At 35.1% G+C, this 19,606-nt stretch carries 19 protein-coding genes and 1 pseudogene; 13 read left to right on the top strand and 7 right to left on the bottom strand.

Going from position 1 to position 19,606, the window contains the following annotated elements; translation table 11 throughout:
• Positions 1-127 precede the first annotated feature (127 nt).
• The 7 genes from yycF (at position 128) to manA (ending at position 8,399) form a co-directional block, all read left to right on the top strand.
• A complete protein-coding gene (yycF, locus tag ACH6CY_RS06935) occupies positions 128-832 on the top strand; it encodes a response regulator YycF (RefSeq protein WP_374066594.1) in 705 nt (234 codons plus the stop codon).
• A 9-nt stretch (positions 833-841) separates the two neighbouring features.
• The gene (walK, locus tag ACH6CY_RS06930; protein WP_374066593.1) at positions 842-2,677 is read left to right on the top strand and encodes a cell wall metabolism sensor histidine kinase WalK; all 1,836 of its coding nucleotides are present in this window, start codon (positions 842-844) and stop codon (positions 2,675-2,677) included.
• Positions 2,674-4,011, top strand: a complete 1,338-nt coding sequence (locus ACH6CY_RS06925; RefSeq protein ID WP_374066592.1) for a YycH family regulatory protein — start codon at positions 2,674-2,676, stop codon at positions 4,009-4,011. The genes walK and ACH6CY_RS06925 overlap by 4 nt, the downstream gene beginning before the upstream one ends.
• The gene (locus ACH6CY_RS06920; protein ID WP_374066590.1) at positions 3,992-4,939 is read left to right on the top strand and encodes a two-component system regulatory protein YycI; all 948 of its coding nucleotides are present in this window, start codon (positions 3,992-3,994) and stop codon (positions 4,937-4,939) included. Before ACH6CY_RS06925 ends, ACH6CY_RS06920 begins: the two co-directional genes overlap by 20 nt.
• Entirely contained in the window at positions 4,936-5,733 is a 798-nt protein-coding gene (locus ACH6CY_RS06915; RefSeq protein WP_374066589.1) for an MBL fold metallo-hydrolase, read from the top strand. The genes ACH6CY_RS06920 and ACH6CY_RS06915 overlap by 4 nt, the downstream gene beginning before the upstream one ends.
• A gap of 60 nt (positions 5,734-5,793) precedes the next feature.
• Positions 5,794-7,023, top strand: coding sequence for a S1C family serine protease (locus tag ACH6CY_RS06910; protein ID WP_374066587.1), 1,230 nt, complete (start codon positions 5,794-5,796; stop codon positions 7,021-7,023).
• A gap of 413 nt (positions 7,024-7,436) precedes the next feature.
• Positions 7,437-8,399: a mannose-6-phosphate isomerase, class I gene (gene manA / locus ACH6CY_RS06905; RefSeq protein ID WP_374066586.1), complete on the top strand. Its 963-nt coding sequence runs from the start codon at positions 7,437-7,439 to the stop codon at positions 8,397-8,399.
• A 319-nt stretch (positions 8,400-8,718) separates the two neighbouring features.
• Here manA and ACH6CY_RS06900 read toward each other — a convergent pair whose 3' ends face one another.
• The 5 genes from ACH6CY_RS06900 to ACH6CY_RS06880 form a co-directional block, all read right to left on the bottom strand.
• Positions 8,719-9,078: a Lin0512 family protein gene (locus ACH6CY_RS06900; RefSeq protein ID WP_374066584.1), complete on the bottom strand. Its 360-nt coding sequence runs from the start codon at positions 9,076-9,078 to the stop codon at positions 8,719-8,721.
• A gap of 202 nt (positions 9,079-9,280) precedes the next feature.
• The gene (locus tag ACH6CY_RS06895) at positions 9,281-9,661 is read right to left on the bottom strand and encodes a GNAT family N-acetyltransferase (RefSeq protein WP_374066646.1); all 381 of its coding nucleotides are present in this window, start codon (positions 9,659-9,661) and stop codon (positions 9,281-9,283) included.
• A 636-nt stretch (positions 9,662-10,297) separates the two neighbouring features.
• Complete coding sequence (locus tag ACH6CY_RS06890; RefSeq protein WP_374066582.1) at positions 10,298-10,783, bottom strand: hypothetical protein; 486 nt, start codon at positions 10,781-10,783, stop codon at positions 10,298-10,300.
• Positions 10,783-11,571, bottom strand: a complete 789-nt coding sequence (locus ACH6CY_RS06885) for a DUF3100 domain-containing protein (protein ID WP_374066581.1) — start codon at positions 11,569-11,571, stop codon at positions 10,783-10,785. The genes ACH6CY_RS06890 and ACH6CY_RS06885 overlap by 1 nt, the downstream gene beginning before the upstream one ends.
• Before the next feature lie 12 nt (positions 11,572-11,583).
• A complete protein-coding gene (locus ACH6CY_RS06880; protein WP_374066579.1) occupies positions 11,584-12,855 on the bottom strand; it encodes a M20/M25/M40 family metallo-hydrolase in 1,272 nt (423 codons plus the stop codon).
• A 370-nt stretch (positions 12,856-13,225) separates the two neighbouring features.
• Between ACH6CY_RS06880 and ACH6CY_RS06875 the strand changes: the two genes are divergently transcribed.
• Both ACH6CY_RS06875 and rlmH read left to right on the top strand, forming a co-directional pair.
• Complete coding sequence (locus ACH6CY_RS06875) at positions 13,226-13,792, top strand: LOG family protein (protein ID WP_374066645.1); 567 nt, start codon at positions 13,226-13,228, stop codon at positions 13,790-13,792.
• Positions 13,793-13,881: 89 nt separating this feature from the next.
• A complete protein-coding gene (gene rlmH, locus ACH6CY_RS06870; protein WP_374066577.1) occupies positions 13,882-14,361 on the top strand; it encodes a 23S rRNA (pseudouridine(1915)-N(3))-methyltransferase RlmH in 480 nt (159 codons plus the stop codon).
• Between the two features lie 47 nt (positions 14,362-14,408).
• Here rlmH and ACH6CY_RS06865 read toward each other — a convergent pair whose 3' ends face one another.
• Positions 14,409-15,083 (bottom strand): ScaI family restriction endonuclease, encoded by a 675-nt coding sequence (locus ACH6CY_RS06865; protein ID WP_374066576.1) that lies wholly within the window; start codon positions 15,081-15,083, stop codon positions 14,409-14,411.
• Positions 15,084-15,119: 36 nt separating this feature from the next.
• Positions 15,120-17,366, bottom strand: a complete 2,247-nt coding sequence (locus tag ACH6CY_RS06860) for a hypothetical protein (protein WP_374066575.1) — start codon at positions 17,364-17,366, stop codon at positions 15,120-15,122.
• A gap of 381 nt (positions 17,367-17,747) precedes the next feature.
• Here ACH6CY_RS06860 and ACH6CY_RS06855 point away from each other — a divergent pair.
• The 4 genes and pseudogenes from ACH6CY_RS06855 to ACH6CY_RS06840 all read left to right on the top strand — a co-directional run.
• A pseudogene (locus ACH6CY_RS06855) lies at positions 17,748-17,960 on the top strand (JAB domain-containing protein); the annotation flags it as partial.
• Positions 17,960-18,091, top strand: a complete 132-nt coding sequence (locus tag ACH6CY_RS06850) for a hypothetical protein (protein ID WP_374066574.1) — start codon at positions 17,960-17,962, stop codon at positions 18,089-18,091. The pseudogene ACH6CY_RS06855 and the gene ACH6CY_RS06850, both read left to right, overlap by 1 nt.
• 55 nt (positions 18,092-18,146) lie before the next feature.
• Positions 18,147-18,431, top strand: a complete 285-nt coding sequence (locus tag ACH6CY_RS06845) for a recombinase family protein (protein ID WP_374066644.1) — start codon at positions 18,147-18,149, stop codon at positions 18,429-18,431.
• Positions 18,409-19,533, top strand: a complete 1,125-nt coding sequence (locus tag ACH6CY_RS06840; RefSeq protein ID WP_374066573.1) for a recombinase family protein — start codon at positions 18,409-18,411, stop codon at positions 19,531-19,533. The genes ACH6CY_RS06845 and ACH6CY_RS06840 overlap by 23 nt, the downstream gene beginning before the upstream one ends.
• Positions 19,534-19,606: the final 73 nt, after the last annotated feature.

Raw genomic sequence — 19,606 nt, 5'->3', positions numbered from 1 at the left:
TCTTATGCATATAATAAAAAGTAGCAAAGGATATCTTATGTAAACAATTCATCTAATAAAAAAGACATTTATGCTAAAGTACGATAAAATATAAGTAATCCATGTATGTCAAAGGAGGCAATAACAAATGAGTCAAAAAATATTAGTAGTCGATGATGAAAAGCCAATTGCAGATATATTAAAATTTAATTTAGAAAAAGAAGGATATGAAGTAATTTGTGCCTATGATGGAGATGAAGCGATACGTTTAACGGATCAAGAAAAGCCAGATTTACTCCTATTAGATATTATGCTGCCAAATCGAGATGGCAATGAAGTATGCCGAGAAATTCGTAAAGAACACAATATGCCAATAATAATGCTTACAGCTAAAGATTCCGAAATTGATAAAGTACTTGGACTAGAATTAGGAGCAGATGATTATGTAACAAAACCGTTTAGTAATAGAGAAGTCATTGCTAGAGTAAAAGCTAACCTAAGAAGACAGAAACAAATACCAGCAGATCATACAAGGTCAAACAAGGATATACAGATTGGTTCATTAGTAATTCATCCGGATGCATATACGGTGACAAGAGATGGTACATATGTGGAATTAACACATAGAGAATTCGAGTTATTACATTATTTAGCACGACATATAGGTCAAGTGATGACACGTGAACATTTATTAGAAACGGTTTGGGGATATGATTACTATGGTGATGTACGAACCGTTGATGTAACGGTTAGGCGCCTGCGCGAAAAAATTGAAGATAATCCAAGTAATCCGTTATGGATCGTTACTAGAAGAGGTGTTGGCTATTATTTACGTAACCCTGAACAGGAGTAGCAAGTAAATATGAAAAAGGTTAAAATCACACAATCGATTCAATGGAAAATCATTATGATTATGATTTTATTACTTTTGCTAGCATTCCAAGTAATTGGTGCATATTTTGCTAAGGAATTGCAGGATGATTTAGAGGAAAATTTCATTAACAATATTGAAGAGCGTTTAGACGTGTTAACTTACAATATAAAAGAAGCATTACAAGAAGAGAGACCAGAAGAGGAAAATGGTAATGCTTTGCAGCAAGAAGTTCAAAACATTGTCGATTTATACGGGAGAAGTGAATCGTACTCCACACTTCAAGTAATCGATCGTCAATTTCGGATTATTGGTGCAAATACAGAACAAGAAGATATTGGCAAGATCATTACGAGTGAGAATACGGCTATTCGTAATGCAATTTTATATGAAGTTGATACAGAAACTGTCCAACGAGATGCGCATACAGGTGATCGTCAGCTAGTTCGAGTAGTACCTATTTATGAACAAGATCAGTCTTTAGGAGTTATTTATTTAAAAGCTTCCATGGAAAAAGACGTGTATGCACAGCTAGATAATATTAATAATATTTTTTTAAATGGAACATTGATTGCGATTATAATCAGTGCTGTGATAGGCGTGCTGGTTGCTAGATCGATTACAAAACCGATTACTGAAATGCGTCGACAGGCAATGATTATGGCGCAAGGTGACTTCACAAAAAAGGTAAATGTCTATGGCAATGATGAAATTGGACAACTAGCTACGACTTTTAATGATATGAGTAGTAAGATTAGGTTAGCTAACCATAAGACCGAAGAGGAGCGAAGGAAATTAAGTACCGTCCTATCGAATATGTCAGATGGAGTAATAGCTACAAACGAGTTTGGTCAAATAACACTAATGAATGAGCCAGCATCGATTCTCATTGATCGATCATTTGAAGAAGTGAAGGATGAATCAATTATTGATGTATTGCAATTAGAGGATTACACTATTGATTTATTAGCGTTTCAAGATGCTGGATCAATAACGATTGATTTTAGTGATGACGAACAAATCTTCCTAATTAAAGCAAATTTTTCAGTCGTACAAGATGAACAAGGCCAATTTACGGGTTTAATTACCGTGATAAGTGATGTAACAGAACAGGAAAAAGTGGAAAAAGAACGTCGTGAATTTGTTTCCAATGTTTCGCATGAACTGCGCACACCGTTAACTACGATGCGAAGTTATTTAGAAGCATTAACAGACGGTGCATGGGAAGATAAAACGATCGCTCCACAGTTTTTAGAAGTAACACAAAATGAAACAGAAAGAATGATTCGATTAGTTAATGATCTGCTGCAACTATCGAAAATGGATCACAAAGAACAACCAATGCATAAAGAACGAGTGAATATTGTTCCTTTTTTCCATCATTTATTGGATCGTTTTGAAATGAATAAACAAGCATCGATTTTAATCGAACGACATATTCCGAAAGATAGTTTATTTTTATGGATTGATAAGGATAAAATCATTCAAGTCATGGACAATATTATTTCTAATGCTATCAAATATTCACCTACGAATGGAACAATTATCTTTCGAGTCATGAAAGAAAGACAACGAATTAAGGTAAGTATAGCCGATCAAGGTCCCGGTATTGCGCGAGATAAGTTGGATCGTATTTTTGACCGTTTTTATCGAGCGGATAGAGCAAGGTCTAGACAACTTGGGGGTACAGGATTAGGACTTGCGATTGCGAAAGAAATTATTATTACTCACCATGGACAAATATGGGCTGACAGTGTCGAGGGTAAAGGGACAACGATTGTATTTACATTACCGCTTATTAATCGAAAGCGGGGTGGGAAAGCATGAAATCAAACTCATGGACGACAATCATTTTAATCCTCTTAGTTGCACTAAGTTTATTATTGACTATAGCTATTTGGAATTATCAACCAAGTAATGATGATTTGACAAATAATGAGGATTTGATTGAGGCGCAATTAGCAGGAGAATCCCAAACAAAAAAAGAAACCATTCAGCCTTCACAAATTATTTATCATGTAGAAGGCCAACCAGTAGGATTTGAGAAAAAAGAAGATGAATCTGCGTTATACGAGGAAATACAAACATGGCCTATTTTTGATTTTGCTAAGACAGAAATAGATTACCAAGCTATAAATAAGGAGCAAAATCTAACAGAGATTATTTTTCCAACAGCATTACCGAATGAAATAGTGCGCGATTTATTTATTGTTGATGAAGAAGTTATTCCAGAGGGTAGTTTTGATCGAATGTACATTAGACTGTCAGACAAGCAAGGTGAGACACAGTTAATATTCTTAAATGTAAATACAGACACTGCGATTCGAGCTAGTGTGCAAAACTATAGTCAAGTAGTGAGATATCTGAATAACTATCGAGATAATAACACGACATCCAATCATATTGTATTTAAAAATAGTGAGGATGTAAATATATATTTACCACAAAAAGTAAATGTCTCATCCTATTTATCTTCCTATAAAGAAATAGAAGTAAATCCGTTTATTAACTTATTATTCAAGACGCCATCTTCTGTAAAGAGCTCCTTTTTAAAAGGAGGCGCAATTATTTATACAGATGGAACAAGAGAATTAACTCGGGATACTAACCATATTAGCTTTACTGATCCAACAAATGCAACGACAGTAGAAAATCAAACAATTGATGATTATCAATTATTAGACCAAGTGCATAATAACTTTATGAACACGCACTTAGGCTTTACTGCCACAGCTCCATTTCGTTTTATCTTAACTGGTTTGGCTTCAACAGCCAATACGAATGTCGTGGATTACAGTTTAAGTTTTAATGGACGCCCAGTTTATCAAATTGATTCACTCACTAAAATATCAGTGCAATGGCATGATCAAAAAGTCCACAAATATATACACCCTAATATTCAATTATTAGATATTCGTGGGCCTGGTCAACAATCCAATGTGCTGAATCCATCTTCCGTAGTGTCTATTCTACAAGGTGAAAGTTATGCAAATCGCTCGGTGCATGATGTAACGATCGGTTATAAGTTGGAGCAACAAAGTGGAAGACAGTTGTATAAATTAACACCAACATGGTATGTAAAAGGAATTGATGACTGGGAAGAATTAGATGTTCCGAAACAAAGGATAGGGGGAGAACATAATGCAGTGGAACCAAACTAAATTATTGTTTATTATTTGCTTCCTCGTCCTTGATATATTTCTTATCCAACAATTACTAACGAAAGAAGAATATAAATATAGTGAAGAATCCTCAACAGAACAGGAAATTTCTTCGAATATTAAAGGTTTAGAGGAAAATGTTTCTGAAAAGTCTTTTAAAGCACCATTGATTTATGCAATGAATAAATCGTATTCTGAAGCTGATATTGATAAGCTGGAACAACTAGATAATCAACAACAATTAATCGTTAATGATTATCTACTAATTGGTCGTTTTAAAGAGCCAGTACCAATCAATGTAGAAGAAGAATCCTATCAAGATAAATTGGATAATTTGATACTAAACAACACGGAATATACTTTTTGGGGAAAAGATTCAGATAAAAATATTTTAGTTTTTTTCCAACGAATAGAATTACCTGTTTTTTATAATAAAAATGCCCTGTTATTCATTCAAGTAAATGATGATGGGGAGATGGTTCAATATGTTCAAACGATGATGGAGAAGGAAGAAAGTGAATCACAAGAACCAGAGAAATTAAATTCACAAATGAATGCTATTTCAACGTTATTTTTAAAAGAAAATTTATTGAAGACTGGCGATACAGTAACGGAGGTTAATTTAGGTTATCATAATTTAATTTCACTTCCTAATGGGGAGCAAGTATTAAACCCAACTTGGAACGTGCAAGTAAATGAAACAGATGATTACTTTGTAAATGCCATTGAAGGACATAATTATCCAAGTAATACAGACTTCATTGATACAACCTATAATGAATTTATCAAAGAAATAGATGCAACAGACGCAAGTACCTTTTTATATCTTCAAACCAAAGATGAAAAGGAAGAAGAGGCATTGTACAAATCAATAAAAAAAAGCTTATTAAACATCGTCAATACAACAATTGGAGTGGGGAATGAATGACGTTACGTTTTTCAGTATTAGCATCGGGAAGTACGGGAAATGCATTCTATATTGGCACAGATAAAGAAAATATTCTAGTTGATGCGGGATTGAGTGGCAAACAAATAGAGCGTTTACTAACAGAAGCGGAAATTGATCCAGGAACACTTTCTAAAATACTCGTCACACATGAGCATAGTGACCATATTAAAGGACTAGGCATTGTGGCAAGAAAGTACAATCTGCCTATTTATGCGAATGAAAAAACGTGGAAAGCAATGGAAGGTTCCATAGGTAAGTTAACATTAGACCAAAAGTTCACATTTAACATGGAAGAAACCAAAGTTTTTAGTGATATCGATGTGACATCATTTGGGGTATCTCATGATGCTGCTGAACCAATGTTTTACACGTTTCATCATAACGGAAAAAAAGTAGCTATTGTCACTGACCTAGGTTATGTGTCAGAAAGAATAAAAAAGACGGTAGAAGATGCTGATGCGCTAATTTTTGAGGCGAATCATGATGTATCGATGCTACAAATGGGGCGTTATCCGTGGAATGTAAAGCGTCGTATTCTTGGTGACACCGGACATGTTTCTAATGAAGATGCTGCATTAGCATTATCAGATATTATCGGTGATCATACGAAAAGAATTTATTTAGCTCACTTAAGTAAAGATAATAATATGAAAGAATTAGCGCGTATGTCTGTGGAAAACCATTTAATGGAGCAGGGATTTCCGATAGGTGATCGAATTGAAATCCATGATACCGATCCAAATGCTCCAACACCTGTATACGAAGTCGTTTAAAATTTCCTCGATGAGGCACACTATCAATATATGAGATAGTATAGAGAGGAAGCGTTATCCGTGAGATATGATGATCAGTATCAGCAAAACAATACCGATCAAAAGAAATACAAAAGTAAATCTTGGATTGTGCCAAGTATATTAGGTATGGTGATAGGTGTTATATTATTTGCGGCAGTTTTACCAAGTTTAATTCGGTATGATATTTTACCTTATCAGATTATGCTACCAGAATCGGCCCACCAACAAGATCATACAACGTCAGATGATAATGTCTCTTCCATAGTAAAGCCTATGAGCGTAGATATTTCTACTCAGATTACAGAAATCGTTAAAAAAGTAGCACCGACCGTTGTAGGGATTGAAAATATTCAATCTGCATCGATTTTTACAGAAGAAGCAGGAAAAGAGTCAGGGACGGGTTCAGGTGTGATCTATAAGCTTCAAGGGGATAAAGCATTTGTAGTAACTAACTATCATGTCGTAGATGGTGCTGATCAAATTGAAGTTATTTTGTCCGATGATTCTCGTTTACCTGCGAAATTACGAGGTAGTGATCTATTTATGGATTTGGCAGTTCTTGAAATGGATAGAGATGCAATCGAACATGTAGCAGCATTAGGTGACTCCGATCATGTGAAAGTTGGCGAACCAGCTATTGCTATCGGTAATCCACTTGGACTGGATTTATCTGGTTCGGTAACGCAAGGAATTATTAGTGGAAAGCGGCGAGCAATTCCACAAGATTTTAATGGAGATGGGCGAGCCGATTGGCAAGCAGAAGTAATTCAAACCGATGCTGCGATTAATCCAGGTAATAGTGGTGGCGCACTAATTAATATGGACGGACAGCTAATTGGAATTAACTCGATGAAAATAGCGCAATCATCTGTGGAAGGGATTGGATTCTCTATCCCGATAAACGACGCTATCCCTGTAATAGAAGAATTAGAAAAGAATGGCCAAATGTCACGTGCTTTTTTAGGAGTTGAAGCCTATTCACTAGAGGATGTCGCACAAGTAGAATGGACAAGAAGTTTAAGCTTACCTACTGATGTTACTAGTGGAATCTATTTACAAAGTGTTGAACCTAGATCACCAGCATCAGAAGCCGGTTTGGCAACCTATGATGTCATCATCGCATTAGATGGAGAGCCGATTAAGAATATTATTGACTTGCGAAAACATCTGTATCAGAAAAAAAAGCCAGGAGATCAAATGGTTGTTACGTTTTATCGTGATGGTAATAAACAGAAAGTAACGGTAACATTAACAGCACAAGAACAATAAAGTAACGAGCGGTTAGGTTGGCTACCGCTCGTTTTTAATGCTAAGCCAAGAATGAAAAAAGTTGTTCACAGGTCGTTAGCTGCTAAAAACAAATGAAAATAAGGGATTTTACTAAGAATAGTGGATAAGTCATCTGAGTTATTCACAGGTTGTGCATAACCCTGAGGATAACTCTCTATATTTAGTAGCGAACAATTATTCTTATACAAAATATACAATAGACAAAATCGAATGATACCAAAAATCGTGAAAAACCTGTGCATAACCTGTTGATAATGTATTTAAAACATAAATTGTGAATAAACATGTGGACAGTTTTTTAGTTTAGAGAGTGAGTATTTAATCGTGCATAAATATTTTGCTATGATAAAATATATAAGAAAGACAAAATAGTAAAGGAGATATACTGATATATGTATCAAGAGCCATTATTTTTACAACCTGTTTTTAAAGAACGCATTTGGGGCGGTCAGAAGCTAAGCACAGCGTTTAACTATGAAATTCCATATAAACATACGGGAGAAGCGTGGGTAATATCTGCGCATCCAAATGGCCCAAGTCAAATCAAAAATGGTGAACTAGCTGGTAAAACGTTATTAGATGCGTGGGAACACCAAGGACAACTTTTTAATAAACCAGCAAATAACAATGAAGCTTATCCATTATTAATAAAAATATTAGATGCTGCTACTGATTTGTCTGTCCAAGTACATCCTGATGATACATATGCCCGTGAGGTAGAAAAACAACCTTATGGTAAAACAGAATGCTGGTACGTGCTATCAGCGGATGAAGATGCAGAGATTATTTGTGGACATCATGCACAAACAAGAGATGAACTGAAAAAGATGGTCGCAGATGGAAATTGGGAGGATCTTTTGCGTCGAGTTCCAGTCAAAGCTGGTGATTTTATATATGTCCCTAGTGGCACGATTCATGCGATTGGAAAAGGTTTAGTTATTCTAGAGACACAACAAAGTTCAGATATTACGTATCGTGTATATGATTACGATCGAACAGATGCAGAAGGAAATACACGGGAATTACATCTCGATGCTGCAGTCGAAGTAACAACTGTCCCACATAAAACACCAGCTTATGATCAGAATGTAGAAGAGATAGAAGGACTAACTACAAAGCGTTTAGTAACAGAAAAATATTTTACTGTTTATCATTGGAATCTAGATGGTGAAGTGAACCAAACACGCACAGTAGATTTCTTACAAGTCAGTTTAGTTGAAGGACAAGCAACCCTGACTATTGATGGTAAAACATATGATATTAAAAAAGGAGATCATTTTATCATTCCTGCAACGATTAATGATTTTCACTTAAGCGGAAAAGCAGAATTTCTTGTTTCTTATCCCACAGCATAGCATCAGCTTAAAAACTACGTCTAGACGTAGTTTTTTTGGTTGGGAAATAAAATTCGGTGTAACATGATGAATCAACAGAAATTAGCGAAGTGAAAAATCTAAGAAAAGATAATTATGTGATAGAAAAAGACAGGATCGAATAATTGACATAAAGCAGAATTTAAATGTTCTTCGGTTGATACAATATTTAAAATTAGAGTGCTTAGCATGATTGTATGCATTTTTAGCCAACAACACTTTTTAGCAACTATCAAATGTATTAAATGAAACAAGAACCTTCTTTATTTCACTAAAATAAAGAAGGTTACGTGATGGAGCATTAATAGCCAACTTCAACGGCGGCATTAACAATATACATCAGGTCATTTTTATCATCTTGCTCTTTTAGGATAATTCCACTTGTTGTTGCCATCCCACCATCCACGAGTTCTACAGTTACTGTGCCATATGGAATTTCTTTACGGATTGCGTCGATATCAACAAGTTCTTTATCAGCTGGAACAGCTAACTTTACATTCACCTTCATATTGTCTAACGACTTGCCAGGCAAATAGTCTTTTAATCCAGGCATTGAATTATAATGAATCGCATTTTCTACTGCTCGGACGGCTGCTTTTGTTATATTTTGCCCGTGTGTATCAATACCAACGCCAGTTTCTATAAAAATAATATGATTCATTCTAGTCCTCCTTTATTTATAACTATATTTACAATCTAGTATACTACCTTTAAGAAAGGATTTGAAATTTCCCGACATATTGCGTGTTTATTTCCCGGGAAATGACATGTTAGTAATGATTATGCATAGGTACATAACAATGATTTAACACAGCAACAGTGGCATAGATGCAGCGATTTACTGCATTTTTATCAATAGTGATCTACTTCTCGTCTAAATTCTTTTTAAATACGTAGCTAACTGAATCATATCCCATCTTCTTTTCATAAAAACGATGTGCATCGGTTCGTTGTAACCCAGATGACAAGGCTATTGCTTGATAATTGTGTTCCTTGGCCCAATCCTCTACATAACGTAACAATTGATTACCATACCCTTTAGAGCGCTCGTCCACCGTCGTAACTAAATCACAAACCCAAACAAATCGACCATAATAGAGTGTAATCATTGGCTGAAAACCAATAACGGCAGCAACTTTTCCTTTATCATAAAGTGCGAACAGTTTATATTGGTTTTTCACTTGCGATTCCTGTACTAACGCTAAATAGGTGTGCTCATCCAAATGCCTGCGAAGTTCATTCATAATTGGAAAAGCTTCACGAAGTTCTTCTTCTGTTTCCAATACTCCTATCGTTATTTGTTCGATAATAATCACCTTTCCGTTGTTTTGTTAATTCTTATGTTACCATATATTGTTTGCTATACATACGGAAAAAACGCACACAACATAGTGACTCTATATTGTGTGCGTTCTAATTTATAGTTGTTATATTTACTGCATAATCAAGTAATGTAGGCAAAGAGCATTTTGCAAGGATAACGGTGAACATTATAAGTATGGATGCTGTAACCATTTATCCCTTAGAAAACAAGTGCATCAAAAAATGTAATCACAATGCAATTGATTCGCTTTATTATTATTTCATTGTGTTTAAATTACCGTTTTGTCTACTTGCCGATCTGGACGGTAACTTAAAGCAGTTTTAAGTGCCCGAACGTAGGGAAAATCATCTTAAAGGGTAACGTAAACTGCTTTTAAGTGCCCATTCACAGGAAAAATCACCTCAATCGGTAACCTAAACCGATCTTAATTACCCTCTAACAGCTATAATTGCCCTCAGCGGTAACTTAGCCTCCAATAAACCATTCCAAAAACCATGACATATCTTTTGGAATGGTTTAGTTAACTCTTCTTACCCCACTGTTTGACGCAGGTGCATTATTTTCCTGCAAGCGTTAGTCCAAATTGTGCTAATAACGCACTGCCGGCATACGTACCGACAAAGACGAATACGGCAACAATCGCAACTTTCCAAGAGGTTTTTCGTAAATCAACTAACCGGTCTGCAACAGAAATACCAGCAAACGTTAAGATTGGCGTTGTAATCGAAAGGAAATCTACTGCTTGAATCGCTGTAACAAAAAAGTCAAACAGCAAACACATAATCAATGATGTAATCGATACCCAACCAAGAATAGGGAAATTTCGAATAAAGCTAATCTTTGATTTACTTAATAAACCAGAAATACCGATACCAATCATTGAGAATAACCATAGGCTAGCAAGACCAGCAATAGTCATACCAGTAATTGGTGTGCTATCTGGATATTTTAATACTTTAAGTTCTTGTGTAAATAGAATTAATCCGACACTAAGTAGAAGTACAAGTGCATATTTAACGTATTGGTTTAAGCCTTTCTCCATTATCGATCACCTCTTACCAAAAGTTTGTACATGAATTGTTGTAACGGCACCGCTAAGAAGATCATCGTGAAGGTGCCCAAAAAGCTCGTTAATAGTTGACTAGCAGCTGCATAGGATAAAATCGTACTTTCCATTTCAGGTAATCGAGCAACTAATGTAGAAGCAGCTCCAGTCATCATACTACTTGATCCGACACCAGCTGCCATCGCTAGTGCTTCTGGACGTAGCCCCATATCGAGTAAAATTGGTGCAAATACACTGAAAAATAACGCACCAAATAATGTTCCGATAATGTATAAGGACAATACACCGCGCCCCTCTTTTGACTCCAATGTATATTTTTCAGAAATATAAGCCAATTCACCTTCGCGCCCAATACCAAGTGTCGCACCAATCGCTTCACGACGTAACCCAATCCAAATCGCAATTGGTAAACCAATCAAGACAGTACCTAAGTTCCCAAGTTCTTGAATGATAAATACCCAACCCACTTGTAAAATTTCTTTAATCTGAGGTGCAACATCAGCACCGTATCTCGCCATAAGTGGAAGCATGATGAAAATAAGATATTTACTAGCAAAGCTAACATTCTCTTTGCTGTAGATTTTTTTCATTAATCCAACGCGAAACACCTTCATAGCTAAAAACATCGTAATTAAAATGGCAAAAACTAGTGGTAGCAAAGTGATGGAAACTGAACCGATAGAAATTGTTTGAAACCCAATCCACTCAGCAACCGAAATGACAAATACTGCAAAGACTAATAATAAAATAAAATTTTTCTTCATTTTCTTAACCTCCTAATTCTCATGTTGGTCTGTAATAGAAGTAATTAGATCTACGTAATCTTGATAGGTTCTACGGTATAATTTTTCTTTGTCGATCTCTCCATTCATTTCGTTAAAAACTTCTGCTAAAAATGCAGGAAATTGGTTGTAAATAAAAGTTGGATCTACATCAATAAAATCATCACCATGAATCGTGCCAGTAAAACCGCTATAACCAATTTGGATACACGGAATCATATAAGATAAATCCCCGATATCTCCAGCTGCACTGATAGCATTGTTGTTCATCATCTCATCAATCGTGTTGTTTTTATCAAAAGCAGCTGCCACGAATGTAGATAAATAATGATCCTGTTTAAAAGGTAAGTATCCCATTTGTGTATTGATGTCAACCTCACCCATTAATGCATGAGCAGAACCAGTCGCAGCGGCATCCAAACGTTTTGCTACTTCTTTCATATAATTAACAGACTGTGTACGAAGATCCGTCCCAACGGTAATATGATTCGGAATCACATTCGTAGACATATCTGAATCCATCACAATCGGATTAATCCGTACTTGCTCTTTTTCATCAAGCTGTTGACGAGAAAGTCCTACTGCTGTATTAAACAAAGTAGAAATATTGTACGCATTCACTGAAGAAAAAGGATCAAATCCGGCATGTGTTGCTTTGCCTTTAAAGTGATATTTTTTATATAAAAATCCAGCCAAATCACAATTGATCTCAATCGTTCGTTTGTCGAATTCTCCACCAATCGCATGGACACAAATCGCCAAGTCAATATCATCGAATACACCTAAACGCATTGCTTCAGGCTTACCGCCGTAATGTTCAATTGTTCCTGCTTCACGAAGCTGTTCTCTATACGGTAAATCTAAATATTCTTCTGCTGGTACAAAGATAAAGGAAAGATTGTAATCAAAATGCTCATATTCCTTACTTTCAAACAGCTGTTGATATAATGCGAGTGCAATGGCAACTTGTGTGTAGTGCCCACAGTTATGTGCTGCGCCATTCTCAGGATCTGCACGGAAATGAGACGGTGCATATACCGCATCAAGCTCTGCGATGAACGCAATATGTAGGGGTTTCTCTTCGCTACCTAAAGTCGTTCGGAACCCAGTCGTACTGAAATCAGTTAGTTCAATGTTAGGATTTACTTGTTTTAAATAATTGATAATCGTTTCTTTCGTTTTTGTTTCTTTATAACCTAATTCAGGGTTGGCATAGATCTTGTCAGCTATTTGCTTAATTGCATCATATTGCTTTGTGGAATCCATTAGCGTCACCTCGTTGTATGTAAAATATATTTTTTAGACTAATAGTATTATTTATATCATTTTTCGACAAAGTTCGTCAACCTATTTTCGAACTTTATGTTTGGAAAATAGACATAATGTTCGTGTTTTGTAAAATTTAATACTTATTTAGTTGAAGAAACAGGTATAACATACGGAAAAAGGGACTTTTAGGAAAGTTATTCAATTGTAGTAAGAGTAGAAAAGCCCATAATTAGGGTGTGCAAAAGTATGCTATCCTAAAGTTATTATGTTTTAATTCATTTTAAAGTATGAGTGAATATGAAAAAATGTTTAGCATATAGAAAGATAATTGTTAATCATAAATAAATTAATAAGTGAGGGGAAAGAGATGAAACGTTTAGCAGTTTATTGTGGGTCTAGTGAAGGTAACGATCCGATCTATATGAAGGAAGCGCGCAAATTAGGCAACTGTCTAGCCGATGCAAACATTGAGCTCGTATATGGAGGTGCCAATGTTGGTCTAATGGGTGCTGTAGCAGATGGTGTGTTAGAAAAGGGAGGAAAAGTGATTGGGGTGCTCCCGGAAAAGCTGCAAAGCGTGGAAATTGCCCATGAAAAGCTGACAGAATTACATATCGTTAAAACCATGCATGAACGAAAAGCAATGATGGCTGACTTTGTAGATGGTTTTATTGCATTACCCGGAGGAACAGGCACGTTAGATGAATGGTTTGAAGTATTCACCTGGGCGCAAATTGGTTATCATCAGAAGCCTTGCGCTCTGCTTAACATTAATCAATATTACCAACCGATCATGACATTGTTTGATCATATGACTGAACAAGGCTTTGTGAAAGAAGGTTATAAAGAGCTGGTTGTGGTAGAGGCTGACTCTGAGGCATTGATCGAACGATTGAAGAATTATCAGCCAAAAGCTATTGATAAGTGGTCGTAACGATAGAGTGATGTTTCTTACCTATCGATTACAAAGGGAAAAGTAATAATTAAAGAGGAATTTCGAAGCAATCATCGGAGGACAAGCCAATGAACATTACAATATTAAGTGTCGGGAAATTGAAAGAAAAATACTTAAAACAAGGCATTGAGGAATATGTCAAACGACTTCGAAGTTATGCAACGGTTCAATTAGTCGAAGTAGCAGATGAAAAAGCACCAGAAAATTTAAGTGAAGCACAAATGACAGAAGTAAAGGATAAAGAAGGAGAACGAATCCTTGCCAAAATCAATGCCGATAGCCATGTCGTAACCTTAGAGATTCAAGGTAAACAACTAACATCAGAAGGATTGGCACAGCATCTAGACCAATTAGCTACACACGGAAAAAGCAAGGTGACATTTGTGATTGGTGGATCACTTGGACTGAGTGAAGCGGTACGGAAACGCAGCGACTTTGCCTTATCTTTTTCTAAGATGACCTTGCCACATCAGTTAATGCGATTGGTGTTGGTGGAACAGGTGTATCGAAGTTTTCGGATTAATCGGGGTGAACCGTACCATAAGTAAATGAGATTTTTTATTAAGATAAGGCACTTTTTAAGTGCCTTTGTTTTTTACTTACTTTCATACAAAAGGATTAGCTTATTCTCCCGAGCTTCTTTTGATAAAGGAGCTGCTTGACCAGTTGCTGATTTTTGAGCTTTCCAATCGGTATGGTCAATCCAACCGAATCGTATTTTTTTAATTTTTGGTTTGTAATCGGGCTTACTATTATTAAACTTTTCAAAATTAACGGTGATATAGTAACCTGATTTAGACTTTCCAGAGTTATTTTTACTGTTTTCTTGTCCATAACTTCTATTTCCAAAAACATTATACGCATTAGAGGACGTTTTAATTTCAACAGAATAGTCAGTGTCTGGAATATATACTACATCCTTATCCTCTTTAATTATTTCTTTTCTCCACTTTTCAGGATACTTTCTACTAAGCAAAGCAGGTATTAACTCATGAAGGTAATTCCCCATAATCTGAGGACTTGGAAATACATCTTTTCCAATTTCCAGTTCCCCTCCGATTTTAGTATCTAGGATTCTCTCCCAGGCTTCTAAAACAACACTAGTAATTACATCAAAATCTAGCGGATGCTCATTGACAATTTCTTTAGTTATATCAACCCATGCTTCTATAGGTTGCTCTTCATAAGGTGACTTCATAATAAAATAGTTCCTTTCCATTGTTTTATAGTCAATTGTAACATGGAAATAACTATGTTGTTTAAAGTTCAAAAAAAAAACCACCCATTTATAGAGTGATTTTAAAAATTATTTCGCATTTAAAAGTGATTGTAAAAATACCTTTCCTTGAGTGTTAGACCACCAGCCAGTTCTTTTTTCTACAATATTATAGTCATTAAAAACTTCATCAAGTTGTTTCAGTATAGATTTTATTTGAATAATAATATTGTCCAATGTATCCCAACTAGAAAAATGATATGAGAAACAACTTACGAAGAATTGTGATATGAAAATATTTTCAATATCCCTTATAGTTATTTCTGCATTAATATTATTAAGCCTTTCAACAAAGTTGTTAGTAATTTTTAAAGCATTAGCTTCAATTGTAGAAAATGAGAAGTCACTTTCAGGAATATTATGTTTTTTTCTACAAACTAAAAAGATATCAAATGCAATAGAATTTTTTGCTGATGTATGAGCCCCAGTTCTTGTCTCAGAGTGGATTGGATAGGCTGCTACCAATTCAAAATTTGATTGGATTAGGGACTTAATTACTGAAATCCATCCATTAAGACTGTTGTCATGGAAGGTAAACATTAAGTATCCCTCATCCTTAAGTGTTCTATTGCCTTCTTGGAAGATTTCCGTTAATCCGTCCGCATAGTCGTCATAAGTTTTCTTTTGAACATTATTAACTATGACTTCCTCTGTTTTTGGTGAAGTAGGAGTAATAAATCCATTATCCTTTCCAAAGTCTGTAGAACTAATCCACACATGAAAAAAGTCTATTAATTCAGAGTACATTACATTACTACCATATGGAGGGTCTGTAAGAATAACATCAACGGAATTAGAAGGAATATGCTCTAGATTTCTGGAATCTACATTTGTAATTAATGGATTTCCTTTATCAAGCTTTTTATAATTAGTTACTGGAATTGCATTGACCTTATCTTTTGAAAAAATCTTTCCAGATTTCCCATTAGAAACGGAAATATCATATATGTTGTTATTAAAAGCTTTACCTTTTATTATTTTATTTACTCCTTTTATGAAAGTTCCAGTGCCTAATTTAGTTCCCCAAATATTATTTTCAACAGGCATACTAATTGGAACATATGCATGATTGAAAAATATGTTAGATATCTTAGAGGCATTATGTTGATATCTACAAAATGTATTATTCATCTCTAGTTGAGCTGAGAAAGCTACCATAAGCCAAAACTTTGATTCCTCATCTTCCAGAGAGTCAATCTCTTTTAAAAGTAACCCCAAACATAATAATTGCTTATCAGTAAATAAATCCCTAAATTTCCCATAACCATGATTTATCATTTGGTTAGTGTTGTAACCAGCAGGTATTTCCTGTTCAGGAAGAATTAAATCCTTCTCTAGTTCTTGGAAATCCCTCAATGCAGATTCATGTATACTTAAGTCCTTTTCGGTAACTTCTTTATAGTCATGGCTTTTACAGTGAGTGCAATAATATTCTTGTGCAATAAGTTTGGTTTTCTTTGGATAACCAGTTGAGCTGTCTAAATCTCTTAACATAAAGCTTTCCCCAGTCTCAGGACATGTATATTCTCCTCTTTTTACAAAACCGTCATTAGGAGAATCAATTTTATAATTACAGTTAGGGCAATCTGCCTGTCCATTTTGAAAATCATTCTTAAAGAGCGAGTTACATTTAGGACAACACAAAGTATAAGTTCCCTTTTTAGATACAATTATAAAACTTGAATAAAGGTCATGAATTCTGCCTGAAGTGGGTGATAGAGCCTGTTTTACGTGGAAGTTATACATAACATCCGCTTCTTTATCACATTGTGGACAGTCTGTTTTAAAGTAGGATTTTATTTTTTTCCCTACTCTTTTATCCAATATGTCAAGTTGCCTTTTCAGCCTTTTTTCATCTAAAGGACGCACCTCAGCTTCTGTTACTAACCTAGAAAGAGGTTGTAAATCATTACCAATCACATTAGCACCAATCCTAAGAGATTCAAAAATAGTTGTTCCCCCACCCATAAAAGGGTCTAAAATTGTAAGGCTATCTTCTTTAGAAAGCTGATTTGAATCATAGAACTTACTCCAAATATCAGTTTCTCCTTCAAATAGAAGACTTAGAAGTGCCAATCTAAAATTACAAGTTGTTCTTCTAGCGAAGTATTTATGAATAAAAAATATAGGTTTTTTCCTACTTGCCTCCTTACGAGAAACTTCATATATCTCATCAAAAGGAAAGTCTTCAAGAATTGATGGATTTTGTAAGGAAAAACTTGAAAGTTTATTATCACTTTGAATTTCATCAAGGTCGGTAAACGACAATTGTTCCATTTATGAAACCTCCTTGTTTAGGTACCAATTTAATATTATATCATTTTTACAGACAAAATTAATGAGAAATTATTATCATTAGACAAAGCTCCCCCCCTTATTAACTATTAGGAAAATAATATATATTTAATAAGGGTGTATATTTTTGGAACTGCAGGGAACGCTTGTTCTTATTATACCATAAACTTCTATAAAAGAATATTTTATTTTGCCTTTTCTATTACCCCATTATCCGTAACTAGAAAATTTATAAATATATATTATTTACTTGATTTAAATCATAACTGGTAAAAACGGAGGTCAAAAATGAGTGAAAAACTAAATGAGCTTAAAAGCTTTAAAATTCCTGCAAAACGAGTAAATATCGTCTCTTTATAGCTAGTGAAGGAATCAAGTCTTCTGTACAAGGAACGTTCAGTAAGGTCACCTGAAGATGGTTACCGATTAATGAAATTGCTCCTTGCTGATAAAGACCGTGAGCATTTCATTGTAGCCTCACTTGATACGAAGAACCAACCAGTATCGATTAATGTATGCCACATTGGAAGCCTAAACGCCAGTATAGTACATCCTAGGGAGGTGATGAAATTAGCATGAATATGGAAGATACACAAGAATACAAATATCAAACTCTTGTAGACATATTAGCAGAAATGGTCAAAAGCTATTTGACTAATCAATCAACGCAAAATGAGGGGGAGAAAAAGGGTGAATCAACTAATTAATCCACTAGACCAGCTTGAGCTAAATAACCAAAATGGAACATAGAAACGTGTCGCTCTGTATGCTCGTGTATCTACTGTAGAACAAGCTGAAGAAGGTTACAGTATTGACGAGCAGATAAATGTTTTAAGAGAATGGTGTGAGCGAGAAGGATATACAATCTATAACGAATATATTGATAGAGGAATAAGAGGTAAGAATATTAAGGGCAGACCAGCCATTCAGCAACTACTGTATGACGCTAATCAGAAGTGCTTTGATATTGTGTTAGTGTGGAAAATGAATCGACTCTCAAGAAAAAGTGTTGACCTTCTCACTATTGTCGATAATTGCAAGGGCTAAGGAAGGTTCTTGGAATGGTGGACAAGTCCTTGGATATGACGTAGTAAGTTTCCCTAGTGATAATCGAAAAAGAAAAATATCTAAACTCATAATCAATGAAGAAGAAGCAATTGTAGTGCGAAAGATATTTGAATTGTATGTCCAGGGAAACGGATATAAGTCCATTGCAAACCGTCTAAATAAAGAGGGTTATAAAACTAAGAAAAATAAAGCATTTTCTATAAACGGTATTAAAACCATTCTATGTAATCCTTTATATGCTGGATTTATCAGGTACAACGTCAGACGGGACTGGAGTGAAAAGAGAAGAAATAATATAAATCCGAATCCAGTCATTGTAAAAGGTCAACATGAACCAATTATATCGGATAATATTTGGGAACAGACTAAAAGTATTATGAAAAGCCGTACTGGTAAACCAAATAGAATTCATAGCGGTGAATTTCCACTGACAGGTATCTTAAAATGTCCAGTATGTGGCTCGGGCATGGTATTGGGGAGAACGACCAATCGAAACAAAGATGGAAGGAAGCGTGTACTCGAATACTATGTTTGTGGGGCATGGAAAAATAAAGGAGCAGCAGTGTGTCGATCAAATGGTGTAAGAACAGAGTATGCTGATGAATATGTTCTTCAAAGGTTAGCAAATTTAGCCAGTAATGATGTGCTGATTGAACAAATTGTAGAGAGAATTAATCAAAAGAATGAGGATGGCATATTACCGCGACAGAAAGAATATGAAATGCTGAAAAAATCACTTTCTGCTATCCAATCTAAAAAAGATAAATACTTAAGGTTATATGTAGATGAAGTGATTAGTAAAGGTGACCTTACTAGTCAATTAACTAATCTTGATAACGAAAGGGAACGTCTGGAAGAACGGCTATCTCCTATTGAAGAACAAATAGGACATGGCGGTATTCCAAATGTTAATCATGAAGTAGTTAAAGAAATCATGCAGAACTTTATGACTGTATATAGGAATGCTTTAACACCAGAACAACGTAAAAAGTTGTTGCATCTCCTGATTCACAAAATTACTATTTCAGAAGATAGAAAGATTGATAGCATACAAATACAACTAAATAAAGAAGTAGCATAACACTTCACAATTAACGGATGAATTTGCTCCTCCTTTTTCTATTTTAATTGACCTATAAAAAGGAGCGTAAAAT

The sequence above is a fragment of the Paraliobacillus sp. JSM ZJ581 genome (assembly GCF_044383835.1).
Lineage (GTDB): Bacteria > Bacillota > Bacilli > Bacillales > Amphibacillaceae > Paraliobacillus.
Note: the sequence above shows the minus strand (reverse complement) of the source record. Positions and strands in the feature narration are given on the sequence as shown.

Bases quoted from the DNA above. Each gene is read 5' to 3' on its own strand.
- ACH6CY_RS06895 (WP_374066646.1), bottom strand. From the start codon at position 9,661: ATGAATGAACTTCGCAGGCATTTGGATGAGCACACCTATTTAGCGTTA.
- ACH6CY_RS06860 (WP_374066575.1), bottom strand. From the start codon at position 17,366: ATGGAACAATTGTCGTTTACCGACCTTGATGAAATTCAAAGTGATAAT.
- yycF (WP_374066594.1), top strand. From the start codon at position 128: ATGAGTCAAAAAATATTAGTAGTCGATGATGAAAAGCCAATTGCAGAT.
- ACH6CY_RS06850 (WP_374066574.1), top strand. From the start codon at position 17,960: ATGAATATGGAAGATACACAAGAATACAAATATCAAACTCTTGTAGAC.
- rlmH (WP_374066577.1), top strand. From the start codon at position 13,882: ATGAACATTACAATATTAAGTGTCGGGAAATTGAAAGAAAAATACTTA.
- ACH6CY_RS06920 (WP_374066590.1), top strand. From the start codon at position 3,992: ATGCAGTGGAACCAAACTAAATTATTGTTTATTATTTGCTTCCTCGTC.
- ACH6CY_RS06900 (WP_374066584.1), bottom strand. From the start codon at position 9,078: ATGAATCATATTATTTTTATAGAAACTGGCGTTGGTATTGATACACAC.
- ACH6CY_RS06915 (WP_374066589.1), top strand. From the start codon at position 4,936: ATGACGTTACGTTTTTCAGTATTAGCATCGGGAAGTACGGGAAATGCA.
- ACH6CY_RS06885 (WP_374066581.1), bottom strand. From the start codon at position 11,571: ATGAAGAAAAATTTTATTTTATTATTAGTCTTTGCAGTATTTGTCATT.
- ACH6CY_RS06925 (WP_374066592.1), top strand. From the start codon at position 2,674: ATGAAATCAAACTCATGGACGACAATCATTTTAATCCTCTTAGTTGCA.
- ACH6CY_RS06880 (WP_374066579.1), bottom strand. From the start codon at position 12,855: ATGGATTCCACAAAGCAATATGATGCAATTAAGCAAATAGCTGACAAG.
- manA (WP_374066586.1), top strand. From the start codon at position 7,437: ATGTATCAAGAGCCATTATTTTTACAACCTGTTTTTAAAGAACGCATT.
- ACH6CY_RS06875 (WP_374066645.1), top strand. From the start codon at position 13,226: ATGAAACGTTTAGCAGTTTATTGTGGGTCTAGTGAAGGTAACGATCCG.
- ACH6CY_RS06890 (WP_374066582.1), bottom strand. From the start codon at position 10,783: ATGGAGAAAGGCTTAAACCAATACGTTAAATATGCACTTGTACTTCTA.
- walK (WP_374066593.1), top strand. From the start codon at position 842: ATGAAAAAGGTTAAAATCACACAATCGATTCAATGGAAAATCATTATG.